15 protein-coding genes are annotated in these 17,249 nt (G+C 71.9%); 6 read left to right on the top strand and 9 right to left on the bottom strand.

Going from position 1 to position 17,249, the window contains the following annotated elements; translation table 11 throughout:
• Positions 1 to 103: 103 nt before the first annotated feature.
• Complete coding sequence (locus tag ACWD12_RS03605) at positions 104 to 1,282, top strand: low temperature requirement protein A (RefSeq protein WP_450098118.1); 1,179 nt, start codon at positions 104 to 106, stop codon at positions 1,280 to 1,282.
• Between the two features lie 25 nt (positions 1,283 to 1,307).
• Here the strand turns inward: ACWD12_RS03605 and ACWD12_RS03610 are convergent, their stop codons facing one another.
• The 4 genes from ACWD12_RS03610 to ACWD12_RS03625 are packed head-to-tail and all read right to left on the bottom strand — an operon-like array spanning position 1,308 to position 5,656.
• Positions 1,308 to 2,927: an acyl-CoA synthetase gene (locus ACWD12_RS03610; RefSeq protein ID WP_450098119.1), complete on the bottom strand. Its 1,620-nt coding sequence runs from the start codon at positions 2,925 to 2,927 to the stop codon at positions 1,308 to 1,310.
• A gap of 4 nt (positions 2,928 to 2,931) precedes the next feature.
• Positions 2,932 to 3,783, bottom strand: coding sequence for an SDR family oxidoreductase (locus ACWD12_RS03615; protein WP_450098120.1), 852 nt, complete (start codon positions 3,781 to 3,783; stop codon positions 2,932 to 2,934).
• Positions 3,780 to 4,472: a nitroreductase family protein gene (locus tag ACWD12_RS03620; RefSeq protein ID WP_450098121.1), complete on the bottom strand. Its 693-nt coding sequence runs from the start codon at positions 4,470 to 4,472 to the stop codon at positions 3,780 to 3,782. Before ACWD12_RS03620 ends, ACWD12_RS03615 begins: the two co-directional genes overlap by 4 nt.
• Before the next feature lie 29 nt (positions 4,473 to 4,501).
• On the bottom strand, positions 4,502 to 5,656 hold the full coding sequence (locus ACWD12_RS03625; RefSeq protein WP_450098122.1) for a CaiB/BaiF CoA transferase family protein: 1,155 nt from the start codon (positions 5,654 to 5,656) through the stop codon (positions 4,502 to 4,504).
• A gap of 95 nt (positions 5,657 to 5,751) precedes the next feature.
• Between ACWD12_RS03625 and ACWD12_RS03630 the strand changes: the two genes are divergently transcribed.
• The 4 genes from ACWD12_RS03630 (at position 5,752) to ACWD12_RS03645 (ending at position 10,860) form a co-directional block, all read left to right on the top strand.
• Positions 5,752 to 6,351 (top strand): TetR/AcrR family transcriptional regulator, encoded by a 600-nt coding sequence (locus ACWD12_RS03630; protein ID WP_358362474.1) that lies wholly within the window; start codon positions 5,752 to 5,754, stop codon positions 6,349 to 6,351.
• 84 nt (positions 6,352 to 6,435) lie between these two features.
• Entirely contained in the window at positions 6,436 to 7,611 is a 1,176-nt protein-coding gene (locus ACWD12_RS03635) for a cytochrome P450 (protein ID WP_450098123.1), read from the top strand.
• Between the two features lie 412 nt (positions 7,612 to 8,023).
• The gene (locus ACWD12_RS03640; protein ID WP_450098124.1) at positions 8,024 to 9,961 is read left to right on the top strand and encodes a protein kinase domain-containing protein; all 1,938 of its coding nucleotides are present in this window, start codon (positions 8,024 to 8,026) and stop codon (positions 9,959 to 9,961) included.
• Positions 9,962 to 10,050: 89 nt separating this feature from the next.
• Positions 10,051 to 10,860 carry a hypothetical protein gene (locus ACWD12_RS03645; RefSeq protein ID WP_450098125.1) on the top strand — a complete coding sequence of 270 codons (810 nt, stop codon included), beginning with the start codon at positions 10,051 to 10,053 and terminating at the stop codon, positions 10,858 to 10,860.
• Positions 10,861 to 10,914: 54 nt separating this feature from the next.
• On the opposite strand, the gene ACWD12_RS03650 is transcribed toward ACWD12_RS03645, so the two are convergent.
• Complete coding sequence (locus ACWD12_RS03650; protein WP_450098126.1) at positions 10,915 to 12,111, bottom strand: RtcB family protein; 1,197 nt, start codon at positions 12,109 to 12,111, stop codon at positions 10,915 to 10,917.
• A gap of 554 nt (positions 12,112 to 12,665) precedes the next feature.
• Here ACWD12_RS03650 and ACWD12_RS03655 point away from each other — a divergent pair.
• Positions 12,666 to 13,421: a GIDE domain-containing protein gene (locus ACWD12_RS03655; protein WP_450098127.1), complete on the top strand. Its 756-nt coding sequence runs from the start codon at positions 12,666 to 12,668 to the stop codon at positions 13,419 to 13,421.
• A gap of 96 nt (positions 13,422 to 13,517) precedes the next feature.
• Here the strand turns inward: ACWD12_RS03655 and purU are convergent, their stop codons facing one another.
• From purU to ACWD12_RS03675, 4 genes are all read right to left on the bottom strand, one after another.
• Complete coding sequence (gene purU, locus ACWD12_RS03660; RefSeq protein WP_358363138.1) at positions 13,518 to 14,447, bottom strand: formyltetrahydrofolate deformylase; 930 nt, start codon at positions 14,445 to 14,447, stop codon at positions 13,518 to 13,520.
• 120 nt (positions 14,448 to 14,567) lie between these two features.
• On the bottom strand, positions 14,568 to 15,014 hold the full coding sequence (locus ACWD12_RS03665; RefSeq protein ID WP_435839191.1) for an SCO4402 family protein: 447 nt from the start codon (positions 15,012 to 15,014) through the stop codon (positions 14,568 to 14,570).
• Positions 15,015 to 15,211: 197 nt separating this feature from the next.
• Positions 15,212 to 16,123: a sirohydrochlorin chelatase gene (locus ACWD12_RS03670; protein WP_450098128.1), complete on the bottom strand. Its 912-nt coding sequence runs from the start codon at positions 16,121 to 16,123 to the stop codon at positions 15,212 to 15,214.
• Positions 16,120 to 17,247, bottom strand: a complete 1,128-nt coding sequence (locus ACWD12_RS03675; RefSeq protein ID WP_450098129.1) for a uroporphyrinogen-III synthase — start codon at positions 17,245 to 17,247, stop codon at positions 16,120 to 16,122. The genes ACWD12_RS03670 and ACWD12_RS03675 overlap by 4 nt, the downstream gene beginning before the upstream one ends.
• Between the last annotated feature and the right edge of the window lie 2 nt (positions 17,248 to 17,249).

Here is a 17,249-nt window from a genome sequence, read left to right on the forward strand (position 1 = left end):
GCGGCGCACGAGCCGGTCGCGGCGCGGGGTACGGGCGGGGTACGGGGCGGACTACCGCCGCGTACCCCGCACCCCAGCCCGAAGCGGGGCAGATAATGACGCCGTGACCCTCCCCAAGTCCGGACCGGACGAGGCAGTCCAGTCCGCGGAACGCGTCTCCACCCTCGAGCTCTTCTTCGACCTCGTCTTCGTCTTCACCGTCACCCAGCTCACCGCGGCGCTGGCCCGCGACCTGACCCTGACCGGGATAACCCGCGTCGTCATCATGCTCGCGGTCCTGTGGTGGATGTACAGCGGGCACGTGTGGCTCAACAACGCGGTCCCGCCGACCACGCCCGCGCGACGCTGCCTCCTGATGATCGGCATGGCCGGTTTCCTCGTCGTCTCGCTGGCCATCCCGCACGCCTTCGTCGACGGCGACAGCGCGACCGCCTTCGGCTGGGGCTACCTGGTCGTCGCGCTCGTGCACACCGCGATGTTCGCGACCTCCGGCGCCGGACGGGCGGCCCTCGCCCGGATCGCGCCGGTCAACCTGGCCAGCGCCGTCCTCGTGGTGGTCGGCGCCTACCTCGAGGACACCACGCAGATCGCCACCTGGGCCGCGGCCGCGGTGGTGCAGATCGCCGCGCCGCACCTGCTCGACGCGATGCGCTTTCCGCTGCGCGCCGGACACTTCGTGGAGCGCCACGGGCTCGTCGTGGTCATCGCCCTGGGCGAGTCGGTCATCGCCATCGGCGCCGGCGCGCAGGGCCTGGAGCTCGACCTCAAGCTGATCGCCACCGCGGTGCTCACCCTCATGCTCTGCTTCGCGCTGTGGTGGGCGTACTTCGGCGACGACGAGGAATCGCGCACCGCCGAGGCGATGGACGCCATGCCGCTGCGGGCCCGCAGCCTGCGTGCCCTGACCGTCTACGGGTACGGCCACTACGCGCTGCTGCTCGGCATCCTGCTGTTCGCCGCCGGGGTCAAGAGCGCGGTCGCCCACCCGGCGGACCGCCTCGACGCCGCCCAGGCCTGCTCGCTCGCCGGCGGACTCGCGCTGTTCCTGGCCGCGAACGTGGTGACCCGGTTCACCTTCCGCATCCACCCGAACAGCTACCGGGTCGGCGCCGTCCTGTCCCTCGCCGCGACCATCCCGCTCGGCATGTTCGCCTCGGCCCTCGCCGAAGTCGCGGCGATCGTGGCGGTGTTGACGGTCGCCGGGGTCCTGGAGACGCAGCGCTACCGCGACCCGCGCGAAGCGGCCGCCGAGGCGGACCCCGGCGGCAACCTCCGCGTCTGACCGCACGTCCGGACCTGCCGGACGACTACGAGGCGCCGGCCCCCTGCGACGCCTTGACCGCCACGTCCTTAGCCCACCGGTAGTCCGGCTTGCCGGCCGGGGAGCGCGGGACCGCGTCGACCACGACCAGGTCCCGCGGAACCTTGTAGCCGGCGATCAACGTACGGCTGTGCTCGGCCAGTTCGTCGATCGTGACGGCGTGCCCCTCGCGCACCGAGGCCACCGCGGCGACGCGTTCGCCGAAGCGGGCGTCCGGGACGCCGACCACGACCACGTCGTACACCGCCGGATGCGCCTTCAGGACGCCCTCGACCTCCTCCGGATACACCTTCTCGCCACCGGTGTTGATGCACACCGAACCGCGGCCGAGCAGGGTCACCGTGCCGTCGTCCTCGACCCGTGCGTAGTCGCCGGGCACCACCCAGCGCACGCCGTCCGGGTCGACCGGGAAGGTCGCCGCGGTCTTGTCCGGGTCCTTGTAGTAGCCGACCGGGATGTACCCGGTCCGCGCCATCCGGCCGGTCTCCCCCACGCCCACCGGGCGGAGATCGTCACCGAGGACCGCGGTCTGCGGCTTGAGCGGGAACCGGCCCGCGGCGTTCTGCGCGCTGCCCGCGCCGAACTCCGAGGCCCCGAAGCCGTCGGAGATGTAGAGGTCCGGCAGCAGACCGCGCAACTGCTCCTTGACCGCCGGGGACAGCAGCGCGCCGCCCGAGCCGATCACGCGCAGACTGGACGCGTCGTACCCGCCCTTCGCGAGCTCGTCCGCGATCGGACGCGCCATCGCGTCCCCGACCAGCATCATCGTCACCGCGCGCTCGCGCTCGACGGTACGCAGGATCTCCGCCGGGTCGTAGCGGTGGCCGGTCCACAACACCGCGGTCCCCGCACCCATCAGCGTGATCCAGGTGACCCACTGGCCGTTGCCGTGCATCAGCGGCGTCGTGAGCATCTGCACCGCCGCGGGCGACTCGGCCTTGCGCGCCAACTCGCCCGGCTCCGCTATCGGTTCGCCACCGAAGTTGCCGCCGCCCATCGCCGAGCAGAAGATGTCCTCGGCACGCCATTCGACGCCCTTGGGGAAGCCGGTGGTCCCGCCCGTGTAGACCATGTAGCGGTCGTCGGGGGAACGCGGGCCGAAGTCGCGGTCCGGGGAGGCCGCGTCGAGCGCCTTCTCGAAGTCGACCAGCGCGACGGCGCGCCCGTCCGCGCCGGTCAGCGCCTCGGGGCCGCCGTCGGTGCCGTCCTCCAGGGTGAACACCGTGCGCAGCAGCGGGGAGTCGGGAGAAACCGTGGCGACCTTGGGCAGGTACTCGCGCTCGACGACCAGGGCCTTGAGGTCCGCGTTGTCGAAGATGTAGCGCAACTCGTCCTCGACGTACCGGAAGTTCACGTTGATCGGCACGGTGCGCGCCTTGAACGCGCCGATCATCGCCTCCAGCCACTCCGCACGGTTGCGGGCGTACACGCCCACGTGGTCGCCCGGTTCGAGGCCGGCGGCCGCGAACGCGTGCGCCACCCGGTTGGCGCGCTCGTCCAGTTCGCGGTAGCTCAGCCGTACCTCGCCCGCGACCAGGGCAGTGCGGTCCGGACACGCGTCCGCGACGACCTCGAACAGGTCCGCGAGATTGAACGCCGGTGCCACGTGCTCAGCTCCCCTCGGCCACGACGCCGCGCAGGCCCTCAGGACCGAACACGGGCTCCAGGACACTGGTGAAGTCCGGGCCGCGGCGCAGGTGGTGGCCGCCGTCCACGTTGACGACCTGCCCGGTGATCCACGTCGACTGCGGACCCACCAGGAACGCCGCGAGCGCCGAGATGTCCTCGGTCTCGCCGAACCGGCCCAACGGCGTGCACTGGAGGTAGTCGTCCAGCAGCGGCCCGCCGTCGGTGATCATCTGCACCATGTCGGTGCGCACCAGGCCGGGGCGGATGCTGTTGACGCGTACGCCGCTCGCCCCCAACTCGTCGGCGGCCAACTGCACGAGGTGGTCGATCCCGGCCTTGGAGACGCCGTACGCGCCGAACCAGCGGTGCGTGTTCGACGACGCGACCGACGAGATCGCCACGAACGAGCCGCCCCCGCCGCGCACCATGTGCCGCGCGCTGTGCTTGAGCACCAACATCGTTCCGGTGACGTTGAGTTCGACGGTGTCGCGCCAGCGCTGCGTGTCGATCTGGGTGATCGGGCCCATCGTCGAGTTACCGCCGGCCGACGCCACGACCGCCTTGAGCGGACCGAGCGAAGCGGCCTGGTCCACGGCCGCCTTGGTCTGCGCCTCGTCGGTGACGTCGGCGACCGCGTACCCGACCCGCACACCGGGCGCCGCGACCTTCTCGATCTCCGCGACCGCGCCCTTGAGGCGGTCCTCGCTGCGGCCCGCGATCGTCACGTGCGCACCGTCGGCGGCGAACCGCAGCGCGCAGCCCAGGCCGATGCCGCTGCCGCCGCCCGACACGAACGCGGCGGAACCCGACAACGGAAGCTCGGTGGTGGTCACTTGTTCTCCTCGAAAGTGGTGGGCTCGGACGTGGCGGGCCACAGCGGCGCCGGGACCTCGAAACCGACCGGCGCGCCCCACGCGTTGCGGTACGCGACCTCGTGCGCGGGCGTACGCGCCGCGACCCCCCACTTTCCGGTCGGGTAGCCGAACGACACGCAGCACGCCATGTGCCAGCGCTCGTCGGCCGGAACACCCAGGATGCGGGCGACTTCGTCGCGGTGCGCGATGCCCAGCACGGCCGTCAGCGCCGACCCGACACCGTCCGCGCGGGCCGCCAACTGCGCGCTCCACACGGCAGGGAAGATCGAGCCGCCGGTCGAGTCGTGCTGCGCGAAGCCGAACAGGAACAGCGGGACCTGCTCGAAATTGTCGGCGAGCCACTGCGACGACCGCTGCACGCGGATGAACTGCCTGGACTCGGCGGAGTCCGGATCGGCCTCGGCGGCGGCGATCCTGGGGGCGTACAGGGTCTTCCACAGGTTGGCCATCGCCTCCCGGTACAGCGGGCCGATCTGCGCCTTCACGCCCGGGTCGTCGACGAGAAGGAACCGCCAGCTCTGCGAGTTGCCGCCGCTGGGCGCGCGGACCGCGGCATCGAGGATGCGGGCCTGCACGTCGAGCGGAACGGGCTCCGCCGTGACCCGGCGCATGGCACGTGTCGTGTAGAGCGCCTCGTGGATGTCCATCGGTCTCCTTGCTGGATCGCTGAGTCGGGTCAGACCACGGCGCCGGCCGCGCGCAGGCGGGCGATCTCGTCGGCCGGCAGGCCCCAGGCGGCGAGCGCGGCGTCGGTGTCGCCGCCGTCCTCGGCCGGGCCCGGGTTGACCGGACGCGCCGGAACCGCGGCGGGAGTTCCGCCGAAGCGCGGCGCCGGGGCCGGCTCGGGCAGGCCCCCGACGTCGTGGAACGCCCCCCGCGCGACGTGGTGCGGGTGGGCCGGGGCCTCGGCCGGTGCCAGCACGGGCGCGAAGCACGCGTCGGTGCCTTCGAGGAGTTCGCACCACGCGTCGCGGGTGCGGGTCGCGAACACCTCGGCGAAACGGGCCTTCATCGCGGGCCACGCCGTGCGGTCGTACTGCTTCTCGAAGACCGGGTCCTCGGACAGGCCGAGGCGGGCCAGGAGTTCGGCCCAGAACTGCGGCTCGATCGAACCGACCGCGACGTACTTGGCGTCGGACGTCTCGTACACGTCGTAGAACGGCGCGCCGCCGTCGAGCATGTTGGTGCCGCGAGGGCCGAGTCCACCGCTCGCGGCCATCGTGAACCACGTCGCGCCGAGCAGCGCCGCGCCGTCGATCATCGCGGCGTCCACGACCTGGCCCTGCCCGCTGCGCCATGCCGAAAGCAACGCGCTGACCAGGCCGTACGCGAGCAGCAGCCCGCCGCCGCCGAAGTCGCCGACCAGGTTGAGCGGAATGCTCGGCGGCTGCCCCGCGCGGCCGATCGGCTCCAACATGCCGGCCAGCGCGATGTAGTCGATGTCGTGTCCGGCGGCCTTGGCGAGCGGGCCGTCCTGGCCCCAGCCGGTGAGCCGGCCGTACACCAGGCGCGGATTGCGCTCCAGGCAGACGTCGGGGCCCAGGCCGAGGCGCTCCATCACACCCGGCCGGAACGGCTCGACGACGGCGTCCGCCTCCGCGATCAGGCGCAGCGCGGTGGCGACGCCGTCGGGCGACTTGAGGTCCAGCGCCGCGGAGCGCTTGCCGCGGTTCATCGGGTTGCGGGACGGGCCGTCGAAGCCCTTGCGGGCGGTGTCGGCGCGGTCGATCCGCAGCACGTCCGCGCCGAGGTCGGCGAGCAGCATGCCGCAGAAGGGGCCGGGGCCGAGGCCCACGAACTCGACGACACGTATGCCTGCAAGGGGTCCCACTATGCCTCCCGGCCTGGCTTCGGTTGAGACACGTGCACTGGATCTGACGAGACGTCAGACTAGACTTCAGTCTCATCCGGAGGCAAGATCGCACCATGGCCCCGTCCAACACCACCATCACCCTGACCCGCGCCCTCACCCGCGACCAGCAGGCGCGGCGCGAACGCCTGGTCAGGGCGGCCCTCGAACTCGCCGCCGAGGGCGGCTACGCATCCGTGACCATGCACGACGTCGCGGACCGCGCCGGGGTGGCACGGGCCACGGTCTACCGCTACTTCACCTCCAAGGACCACCTGCTGTCCGAGGTCTCCGCGCTGTGGATCGGCCAGGTCATCGACGGCCTCACCGACCAGTACCTGCCGGACGACGGCGCCGGGAGGCTCGCCACCATGCTCTGCCGCCTCGTCGAGGTCAGCGCCGAGAACAAGCTCCTCACCGAGGCGATCCTCCAGGCGGCGACCTCGCGCGACCCGTCTGCGGAGTCGTCGCAGCGCACCTTCGCGGGCACCATCGTGCGCATCACCGACCTGGCCCTCGGCGTACCCGCGACCGCCGAGGAGCAGGCGCACATCGCCGACCTGCAGACCGTCCTCGGGCACGTGCTGCTCTCCGGCCTGCTGAGCCTGTCGCACCGGGGACGCAGCACCGAGGAAGTGCAGGACCTGATGCGCACCGCCGTACGGCTGGTGCTGTAGGTCCAACCCGCCCTGCGGCCCCGGGGCGCGCGCCCCGCCGCCGCACGACACGTGACACCTGTGACCCGCCACGGAGGCCCGACGATGACAGAGCCCCAGCGCCGCATCAACCTGCTCGACCGCGACTGGTACGCGGGCGACCCGTACGCCGACTACGCCTGGCTGCGCGAGAACGCGCCCGTGTACTACAGCGAGGAGGCCGGCGTCTGGGGGCTCACCCGGCACGCCGACGTCCTGATGGCCGAGCGCAGCCCCGACATCTTCTCGTCCGCCGCGGGCTCGCGCCCCAAGGTCGGACCGCAGCCGTCCATGATCGACTCGGACGACCCGCAGCACTTCCGCCGCCGCAAGCTCGTCTCCAAGGGCTTCACCATGCGGCAGATCGCGGCCATGGAGGACCACGTCCGCGAGATCGTCACCACGCTCATCGCGCGCATGCTCGCCCAGCCCGAGCGCAAGGCGGACCTGGTACGCCAGTTCGCCGCCCCGCTGCCCATGACGATGATCGGCGAGATGCTCGGCGTCGACCACGACCACCTCGACCAGCTCCAGCACTGGGCCGACGTCATGGTCATGCTCTCCGACGGCGGCGAACTGAGCTACAAGGCCGGCGAAGCGTTCACCGAGTACGTCGAGTACACCACCAAGGTCATCGAGAACCGCCGCGAGAACCCCGGCACCGACGACCTCATCGGCATCCTCGTGCACGCCGAAATCGACGGCGAGAAACTGGACTTCAGCGAACTGATCGGCGAGTCCCTGCTGCTCCTCGTCGGCGGGAACGAGACCACCCGCAACGTCATATCCGGCGGCCTCGCACAACTCGTCGCACACCCGGACCAGATGGAGAAGCTGCGCACCGACCCCTCGCTCGTCCCGGGCGCGGTCGAGGAATGCCTGCGCTGGGTCTCGCCGGTGGTCAACATGGCCCGGCAGACCACCCAGGACGTCGAGCTGCACGGGGTCACCATCCCGGCCGGCGAGACCGTGATGCTCCTGTACGGCGCCGCCAACCGCGACGCGGAGATCTTCCCCGACCCCGAGGTGTTCGACGCGTTCCGCACCCCGAACAACCACCTCGCGTTCGGCAACGGACCGCACTTCTGCCTCGGCGCGGCGCTCGCGCGGCTGGAGATCAAGGTGGCGTTCGAGGAGATCCTCAAGCGGCTGCCGGACCTCGCACTGGAGGAGGGGGCAACGCTGCACCACCACCCCAGCTCTTTCATCCGCGGCCTGGCCGAGATGCCGGTTACGTTCTGATTTGCAGTTAGCTGTCGCTTTTGCTGGCCTCGGCGGCTCGTACCTGAGCCCGGGCGGCGGCTGCGGGGCGGCCGGAATCCGCGGGTACGCACGTACCGGGACCGCCGCCGACGGACCCCGGACGGCGGCGGGGTGCGCGGGTCACGGGAGCACCCGCACACCGCCGCCGTCCGGCACCCCGGAGCGATCTCCGGGCACCCGGCGGCGACTTCGGGAGTCGTACGGACACCTCCCACGGCCCGGTCCGGCACCGCACGGGGCCCCGGCGACCGCCCTCCGCGGCCCCGTCCGACGCGTACCGGCGGACGGCGTGATCCGGACGGTAAGCGCCCCGACCCCCGAGCGACGTATCCTCACCCGTGGTGCCGCGGGGAGCGTCGGGACGATCGGGGGAGACAAGGGGGCATGCCGGGTGCGAGCGCTTGACCGGGACGACCCGAGGGAGATCGGCGGCTACCGCCTGCTGCGCGTACTCGGCGCGGGGGGCATGGGGCGCGTGTACCTGGCGCGCAGCCCCGGGGGACGCACGGTCGCCGTCAAGGTGATCCGCCCCGAACTGTCCGACGACGTCGGCTTCCGCAACCTCTTCCGCCGCGAGGTCGCCGCCGCGCGACGCGTCGGCGGCGCCTGGACCGCCCCCGTCATCGACGCCGACACCGAGGCGTCCCGCCCGTGGCTGGTCACCGGCTACGTCGCCGGACCCTCCGTGTACGAGGCCGTCGAACGGCACGGGCCGCTGCCCGAATCGTCGGTGCGCACCCTGGGCGCGGGCCTCGCCGAGGCGCTCATCGCCATCCACGGCACCGGGCTCATCCACCGCGACCTCAAGCCGACCAACGTGCTCCTGTCGCTCGACGGGCCGCGCGTCATCGACTTCGGCATCTCGCGGGCCCTGGACGCGAGCGTGCACACCCGTACCGGCGCCACCGTCGGCTCACCGGGCTTCATGTCCCCCGAACAGATCGACGGCCGCGACGTCGGCCCCGCGACCGACGTCTTCTCACTCGGATCCGTACTGGTCTTCGCGGCCACCGCGGAAGGGCCCTTCGGCGCCGGCAGCGGACAGGCACTGATGTTCCGCATCGTTTCGAAGTCCCCCGAACTCGGCGCCGTGCCCCCGGCGTTGCGCGACCTCATATCCGCCTGCCTGGCCAAGTTCGCCGGCAACCGGCCGAGCCCGCAGGAACTCCTCGCGCACTTCGCCCCCGGCGGCTCCACCGCCGCCCTCGTCGCCCCCGGCTGGCTGCCCGGACCACTCACCACCGACCTGAGCCGCCGCGCCATCGCCCTCCTGGAGATCGACGAACTCGCCGGCGACGACATTGCACCTCCCGAGGACTGGACGTCGGCCGACCACTGGCCGTCCCTCAAGACGGCACCGACGCAGCCGCCCTCGCGCTACGACGAGACGCAGCCGCCGTCACAGCACGGACCGCGCACCCCACCGCCGATGCCGCGGGTCGCACCCCAGGTCGCGCCGCAAACCGGAGCCGTCCCGCGCATGCCGTCCGCCGCACCGCGGCCCGCGGCCCCGGCGTTCCCCCCGGCGGCGCCTGCGCCCGCCGCGCCGCCGCAGCCTCCCGGCGGGCCGGCTCCGTCCCGCGAGTCCGCGACCGCCCCGGTGCCGGTTTTCGCGAGCGCGCCCGCCGCACCGCCGCCATCGGGTGCCCGGTACGACCAATACCCGGCCCCCGAGCCGTTCCCGGCCCGCGCGAAGGGCGAGAGACGCGGAACACCGTGGCTCTACCTCTCCGCGATCGCGGGCGCGATCGCCATCATCAGCACCTCGGCCCTGATCGCCCGCTCCGACGCCGCGGACAAGGACACCCCGAAGGCGCCGTCGGCGCCCGCCGACACCCGGAGCCCGCAGGCCACACCCCAGTCCCCCGCCGACTCCGGCTCCGGTGGGACCGCCTCGCCTCCGGGCACCGCCGGTCCCACCGGCGGCACCGCCCCCGGCCCGAGCACGGGCAACGCCGCGGCCAAGATCCCCGACGGCTACCTGGGCAAGTGGACCGGAACCATCATCAGCCAGGGCTCCCGGGAGTCGACCTTCACCATCACGATGCACCAGGCGAACGACAAGGGCGTGGTCGCCGAATCCAGCGCCGACATCCCCGAGTTGGAATCGGACTGCACCAGCAACTCCCGGCTGATCTCCGTCGACAACGGAGTCGTCAAACTCCAGGACGTCCCGGACGGCCGCCCGCAGCCCAGCCTCCTCGGGATGCCCGCGTGCTCCAACGGCGGTCAGATCACCCTGAAACTCGACCCCGCCGGCAACACCGTCCACTGCGTCATCACGAGCACCGGCTCCGGCAACCCCGAGGGCACCCTGCGCCGCACCTGACGCAAGACGCCACGCCGACAGTTACCCCGAACAGGTGATCCGCGTCGGTTTCGCGGGACGAACACACGTTCGCGCACGACGGTTGGGCCATGAGATTCATGGACCTCACCCAGCCCGAGTACTCCTACATGTTCGGCTTCCTCCAGGCCGACGGCACCCTGTCCGCAGGCTCCGGTGACAAGGGGCAGCTGGCCGTCGAGCTCTCCCGAACCGATCGCGAAATCCTGCTGCGGTTCCAGGAGTTGTGCCCGTACCGGAGCAGCGTGCGTGACCGTACGCGCAACACCAACTTCAAGGACAACCACCAGGCGAGCACGTGGACCATGTACTCGTTCGAGGGGCGGACGATGCTGTTCGCGCTTGGCATGCCCTACGGGAAGAAGTCGAAGATCATCAGGCCGCCGACAAGTCCACACCAAGCGCGGGACTACGTACGGGGCCTCGTCGACGCGGACGGCTCGGTGGGATTCACCGCGAAAGGACTGCCGTTCGTGAGCCTGACGACGTCGAGCGACGCGATCAAGGACTACTTCGTGGAGTTCTGCCGCGAAGTCAGCGGTGCGGTGCGCAACCCGGGCCGCAACCGCAGGGATGGCATCTACAACATCCTGTACCTGGGCGATCCCGCGCCCGCGCTTGCCGAACACCTCTACTACGAAGGGGCGCTCGCGCTACAACGCAAGGCCCGCTCGGCACGGGACGTGCGCACGTGGCGGAGGCCGGAAGGCATGCGGGCGCGCAGCTCCCGACGCAGTTGGACGGCCGAAGAGGATGCAGTCGTCGTCGCACATGCGCCCGCCGTCGCGGCGACTCTGCTCGACCGCACCGAGCGGAGCTGCGTGATGCGCGCATGGCGGCTCCTCGGTCCGGCAAAGCCGCGCGTGCGCTTCCCGGAGTGACGGAGGGCGGTCGGCCGCATCGGCCGACCGCCCCCCTTCAGGCCCCTCGGTCCCTCAGCCCTTCACCGTGATGAGGGGCTTGAGGTGCGTCACCACCTCCACCAGGTCCTCCTGCTGGCGCATAACCTGCTTGATGTTCTTGTACGCGCCCGGAATCTCGTCCAGCACCCCGGCATCCTTGCGGCACTCGACGCCCTGGGTCTGCGCGGCAAGATCCCGCACCGTGAAGTGCTTCTTCGCCGCGTTCCGGCTCATCTTCCGACCGGCCCCGTGTGACGCCGAGTTGAACGCGTTCGCGTTTCCGAGCCCACGCACGATGAACGAACCCGCGGCCATCGACCCGGGGATGACGCCGAGGTCTCCCTTGCCAGCCCGGATCGCGCCCTTCCGCGTGACCAGGAGGTCCACACCGTCGTACGTCTCCTCGGACACGTAGTTGTGGTGGCACGAGATGCGCTGGTCGAACGTGACCTTCCGCTTGCGGAAGTGGTCCCGCACGACCCGCTCGTAGAGCCCGAGCATGACCTCCCGGTTGAGCCGCGCGTACTCCTGGGCCCAGTAGAGGTCCCGGCGGTACGCGTCCATTTCGGACGTGCTCGCCAGGAACACCGCGAGGTCGCGGTCCACGAGGCCCTGGTTGTGCGAGAGCGACCGCGCGACGCCGATGTGGTGCTCCGCGAGTTCCTTGCCGATGTTCCGCGACCCCGAGTGGAGCTCAAGCCAAATGACGCCCGAAATGTCCGAATTGAGCGCAAGGTAGTGATTGCCCGATCCGAGCGATCCGAGCTGAATTGCGGCACGTGTCCGGCGGGCGTGCACCTCGGGCGCGAGGTCGTCGAAGCCGCTCCAGAGGTCGTCGACCGCCTTCGTGTCAAGGCCCGGGAGCTTGCCGACATCCACCGCGTCACGGTGCGCGTTGTAGCCGACCGGGACCGCCGCCTCGATCTGCGAACGCAGCGGGGCCAAGTCGTCGGGAAGGTCGTTCACGGTCAGCGACGTGCGTACCGCCGAGACACCGCAGCCGATGTCGACGCCGACCGCGGCGGGGCAGACCGCGTCCTTCATCGCGATGACCGAGCCGACAGTGGCGCCGAGGCCGTAGTGGACGTCGGGCATGACGGCGAGGCCGTGCAGCCACGGGAGCGTGCTGATGTTGCGCAGCTGGTCCATGGCCTTGCCTTCGACCGCCGCGGGATCGGTCCACATCTTGATCGGGACGTCGTGCGCGCCGGGTACTTCGGTGTACGTCATGTGTCTTCAACTCCAGATGGATACAACAAGTCTCTGCCACGTCCGCAGGCGTGCGGTAGGGCGCCGTGGCGGGCCCGAAGTCGGTGGGGCCGTACCCGGGGAGATCGGACGTGGCCGGCGGCAGCCGGTGAGTCCGTAGGCCGGAACGGCGGTGAGGGTGAGGGGCCGTCCCGGCCTGCGGCCGGACCGTGCACCCGGCGCTGCCGGGGCGGCCCCTCGGTGCGACCGCCGTGGGATGGCGGTCGCGGAAAGGAGCGGAACGGGGTTACCTGCGTCGGGCCGAGGCGCCGCACCTGCCGGAGGGGCGTCGGCCTTGTTCGCGGAACCGCACCGGACCGCTCCTTTCCTGGAAGCGCGGCTGCCACGGAGGTGGTCCGGAGCCGCGCCGGACTGCTGACGTGGTCCATGTAGCCATGCCATGCGGTGTGTCCGCAAAGGGTTTTCGCCCGCTCGCGGGGTGGTCGCGGCGGGTTCCCGGGGGTGGTCGGCGGGCTGGATTTTCGCGCGTAGATCTTCGTGACACCGTCCGGGTGATCCGCGTATGTTGAGGTCACATGGTCACTGTCGGGGTCATCGCGTTGGTGGTCGCCCTCGTGGCGGTCACGCTCGCGCGGCTGGGTACCCGATCGGCCCATGCCACCCGGCTGGCCTGCGCCGATGTCCCGAACCGCCGCGGCCGGGCGGTCGTGTCCGGGGTTGTCGAACCGCTTTCGGAGACGCTGGTGTACGCGCCGGTCTCCGGCCGCTCGTGCGTGTGGTTCACCAGCACAATCGTCGAGTACTGGGTGGAGCGGGACAACGACCGGGTGCGCGACTTCGACGGCGACGGGCCGCTGCACCACGGGGAGATACGGCCCGCGCGGCGCGGGCGCGGGCGTACCGAAACCCAGTCGTCGCAAAGGCCGTTCCTGGTACGCGACGACACCGGCGCGGTCCGGGTTGACCCGGCGGGCCTGCGGGTGGGCCATCTGCCGGTGTCGGTCCGCGACAGCGTGAGCGGGATCCCGTCGTCCGGTGGCGCGATAGCGGTGGACTTCGCGCCGGGTGCGCGGCGCATGCGGCGGTCCTCGCGGTTGGATCGGACCGAGGTCGTGCTGCTGCCGGGCGAACGCGTCTACCTCACCGGGCAGATCACCCGGGGCCGTGACGGTACGCCGGTGCTCGGCGGGCGGGGGCTCACCGTGTCGCGCCGGGACCCCGCCGAGTCCGCCCGGCTCCCGCAGTTGGGGGCGCGGGCGGGCTGGACGCTGGGGGCGGTGGCGGGCCTGATCGGGGTGGCGGCGCTGGTCGCGGGTTCCGCACGGCACTGAGCCGGGGGCGCGCCGCGGGACCCGGGGCGCTGCCGGACCCGGTCGCGCCGCCGGAACCCGGCCGCGCTCCCGGACCGGGTACGTGGCTGCGACCGGTCAGGCGAAGACGACGGTCCTGCTGCCGTTGCGCAGCACGCGGTGCTCGGAGTGCCACTTGACGGCGCGGGAGAGTGCCTGGCACTCGACGTCGCGGCCGACGGCGACGAGGTGTTCGGGCGTGACCGCGTGGTCGACGCGCTCGACCTCCTGCTCGATGATCGGGCCTTCGTCGAGGTCGGCGGTGACGTAGTGGGCGGTGGCGCCGATGAGCTTGACGCCGCGGGCGTGCGCCTGGTGGTACGGCTTGGCGCCCTTGAAGCTCGGCAGGAAGGAGTGGTGGATGTTGATGGCCCGCCCCTCCAGCTCCTTGCACAGGTCGTTGGACAGGACCTGCATGTAGCGGGCCAGGACGACCAGTTCCACGTCGAGGTCGCGGACCAGGGCGAGGAGCTGGGCCTCGGCCTCGGGCTTGGTGTCGCGGGTGACCGGGATGTGGTGGAACGGCACGCCGTACGACGCCGACAGTTCCGCGAAGTCGCGGTGGTTGGACACGACGGCGACGATGTCGACCGGCAGCGCGCCGATGCTGGCGCGGAAGAGCAGGTCGTTGAGGCAGTGGCCGAACTTGCTGACCATCACCACGACGCGCATGCGCGAGTCGGCGTCGTGGATCTGCCAGTCCATCTGGAAGGACGCCCCGACGGCGGCGAAGCCGGCGCGCAGGGCGTCGAGGGTGACGGCGTCCTCCGCGGTGAAGTGCACGCGCATGAAGAACAGGCCGGTGTCGCGGTCGCCGAACTGCTGGCTGTCGACGATGTTGCAGCCGGTCATCATGAGGAAGCTGGCGACCGCGTGGACGATGCCGCGCTTGTCGGGGCACGACAGTGTCAGGACGTATTGGTCGCGCGACGCGGGTCCGGTTCCGCCGGTACCGACCGTTCCACCGTCGACCGTCGGCAGTACGGGCTTCAGCGGCTGGTCGGACATGCCGGCGCCTTCCTTCTCGCATGGGTTGCGCGTTGATTCGTGGGTGGCCGGTGTGCGGCGCGCCGCGGCGGGCCCGCGCTCACCGGATAGTCCACCAGGATCGCACGTCGCGGCGGGTGGTCAGCGCCCGCCGGTCCGGATGCGGAGGACTTCGAGTGTGTCGGGCCGTCGGTCGGCGTCGTCCTCGTCGGCACGGGCGAGCCGCTCGTGCGCGGCGCGGGCCTTCTGCGCGACGTCGCCCCAGCCGGGGTGGGTGAGGTACGCGGAGGGCGGCGCGTCCTCGCCGACTTCGTGAAGTACCGCCAGGACGGCGAGGACGGCCTGGTCGACGGCGTCGGCTTCGTCGGCGTCGACGAAGATGCGGCCGATGTAGGTGGCGGCCGACCAGCGGTCGAGCCAGGTGTCGCCGACGAGCCGGTAGACGGCGTCGGTGATGGTGCCGTACTCGGCCCGCCCGGGCAGCCAACACTCTTGCTGGAACGCGGGGTCGCCGAACATGTGCAGCGAGGAGCGGACCTGGGCCCGCCAACGCCACCACGGGACGGTGTTCTGGCGCATACGTGCCATGGTGGCGTTCCCCACCCTCTCCCCGCCGCCGGATTCACCGGATTGTCGTGCGAACGTAACCCCGCCCGGTCACGAAACGGTCGGACCGGGACACCCGAGGATCATGCCTCAGGCCGGTGCTCCGGCACCACACCGGTTGGCGGGCGCCACCGGCGCGAACCGCTGGTGCCTGGCCGAACCGGGCCGGCTGACCGGTCTCATGGGCGTCGTGCGTAAGGGGGTGACCGCAGCGGCGTGGGTTCGGCGGGTGGCCCGGTCTCGGTCCCCGCGCCGGTACGGAGCACTTCGTCGTAGCGGGCGAGGACGAGGCGGGCCAGGGCGGGGTGGGCGCCGAGGGGGGCCGCGGTGGCGGTGGCGCCGGAGGCGGCGGCTTTGCGGGCGAAGTAGCCGGGGCTCATGAGGTAGCCGGACACGGCGATGTTGTGGATGCCCTCGGCGCGCAGCGCGGCGACCGCGTCGGCGGGGGTGGGGGTGCCCGCGCACAGGTAGGAGGGGACGACCGGGAGTCCGGTGCGGTCGGCGAGGATGCCGGCCATGCGGGCGGTGTCGGCGTTGGCTCCGGGGTCGGTGGATCCGGCGGCGGCGAGCACGATGGCCTGGCAGTCGGCGAAGGCTGCGGTGGCGTCGGTGGCATCAGGGCCACCGTCAAGGACATGCCGCGGACTGTCCACAGGCTGTGGACAGTAGGGCGGCCATGCCGCCGCGAGGCGTTCGCCGAGGATTTCGGCGAGGAGCGGGTCCGGGCCGAGGACGCGGGCGACGCGGGCCTGGACCTGGGGTGCGGTGGCGAGGGCCGCGGGTATGTCCTCGCGTACGTGGTAGCCCGCGCCGAGGAGCAGCGGTACGGCGACGACCGGCCCGGACATGCGGGCCAGGGTGTCGGCGAGCAGCGGTTCCGCGACGTCGACGTAGCCGAGTTCGACGGTGATGCCGGGGCGCAGCGCCCGGACCAGGTCGAGGAGTTCGGCGACGGCGGCGCGGCCTTCGGGGTCGCGGGTGCCGTGCGCGACGGCGAGGAGCGGGATGTCGGTGCCCGGTGCGGCGGTGCGGGGCGCGGCCCGGTCCGGAGCGTTCCCGGGCCGCGGGCCGGCCGGTGGTGCGTCGGTCACGGGTCGACCGCCAGCCGGTAGCCGCGCTTGGTGACGGTGCGGACGAGGCCGGAGTGCGGGCCGAGGGCGGTGCGCAGTCGGGCGACCGCGGCCTCGACGGCGTGTTCGTCGGCGCGTGCGCCGGTCCACACCTTCTTCAGGAGTTCGGCGCGGCTGAGGACCCAGCCGGGTTTCTCGGCGAGCGCCCGCAGGACCGCGCCGGGGACCGGTGGCAGCCAGATGGTGCGTCCGTCGACGAGGACCGCGTTGCCCTGGAGGACCAGGCGGTCCGTTCCGGTGTCCAGTTCTCGGCGGGCGCGCAGCGGCAGTTCCTCGGTGATGGTGCGGACGAGGGCGCCGAGGCGTCCGCGTTCGGGCCACACGGCCTCGATGCCGTGGTCGTGGAGCGGGCGGGCGCATACGGGTCCGATGCACACCGGCAGGACGTCGGCCCGCAGTGCGTCGAGGGCTTCCGCGCGTCGGCCGAGTTCGTCGGCGCTTTCGAGGTACGCCTCGATCGCGGGCGAGCTGGTGAAGGTGAGCGCGTGGATCTCGCGGCGCACGGTGGCCTCGACGAGTTTGCGGACCGCGCCGGGGTCTTCGGGCGGACCCCAGCGGTATACGGGCAGGACGATGACGTCCGCGCCGCGTTCCCGCAGGGCCGCGGCGAAGCCTTCGAGGGGTGCGCCGTGTTCCTGCAGCGCGATGCGGCGGCCGCGCAGGTCGCGGGCGAGGAGCCAGTGCAGCAGTTCGTTGCTGGCCTCGGAGCCGGGCGAGTAGACCTCGCGCAGTCCGGCGGCGCGGACCGCGCCGGTGGCTTTGGGGCCTCTGCTGACCACGACGGCTTCCCGGCACGCCTTGACCAGTTCGGCTCCGATGCCCCAGCCTTCCGCGGCGCTCATCCAGCCCCGCCAGCCGACGCCGGTGGTGGCGACGACGTAGTCGAGGGGGCCGACGAGGCAGGACTCCGTGGCTCTCCGCAATATGGTGTCGTCGCCAAGTGGGACGATGCGCATGGTGGGCGCCTCGATGACCTTGGCGCCTCTGCGCTGGAGGAGTGCCACCAGCTCGTCGCGGCGGCGCGCGGCCGTCACGCCGATCGTGAAGCCGACCAGCGGCTCCGCCAACTCCGTCCCTGTACCCATGC

The organism is Streptodolium elevatio, from assembly GCF_053592165.1.

What these genes read in the sequence shown, in the direction of transcription:
- ACWD12_RS03620 (WP_450098121.1), bottom strand. Translation starts at nt 4,472, where the DNA reads ATGGACATCCACGAGGCGCTCTACACGACACGTGCCATGCGCCGGGTC.
- ACWD12_RS03630 (WP_358362474.1), top strand. Translation starts at nt 5,752, where the DNA reads ATGGCCCCGTCCAACACCACCATCACCCTGACCCGCGCCCTCACCCGC.
- ACWD12_RS03635 (WP_450098123.1), top strand. Translation starts at nt 6,436, where the DNA reads ATGACAGAGCCCCAGCGCCGCATCAACCTGCTCGACCGCGACTGGTAC.
- ACWD12_RS03645 (WP_450098125.1), top strand. Translation starts at nt 10,051, where the DNA reads ATGAGATTCATGGACCTCACCCAGCCCGAGTACTCCTACATGTTCGGC.
- ACWD12_RS03650 (WP_450098126.1), bottom strand. Translation starts at nt 12,111, where the DNA reads ATGACGTACACCGAAGTACCCGGCGCGCACGACGTCCCGATCAAGATG.
- ACWD12_RS03655 (WP_450098127.1), top strand. Translation starts at nt 12,666, where the DNA reads ATGGTCACTGTCGGGGTCATCGCGTTGGTGGTCGCCCTCGTGGCGGTC.
- purU (WP_358363138.1), bottom strand. Translation starts at nt 14,447, where the DNA reads ATGTCCGACCAGCCGCTGAAGCCCGTACTGCCGACGGTCGACGGTGGA.
- ACWD12_RS03665 (WP_435839191.1), bottom strand. Translation starts at nt 15,014, where the DNA reads ATGGCACGTATGCGCCAGAACACCGTCCCGTGGTGGCGTTGGCGGGCC.
- ACWD12_RS03675 (WP_450098129.1), bottom strand. Translation starts at nt 17,247, where the DNA reads ATGGGTACAGGGACGGAGTTGGCGGAGCCGCTGGTCGGCTTCACGATC.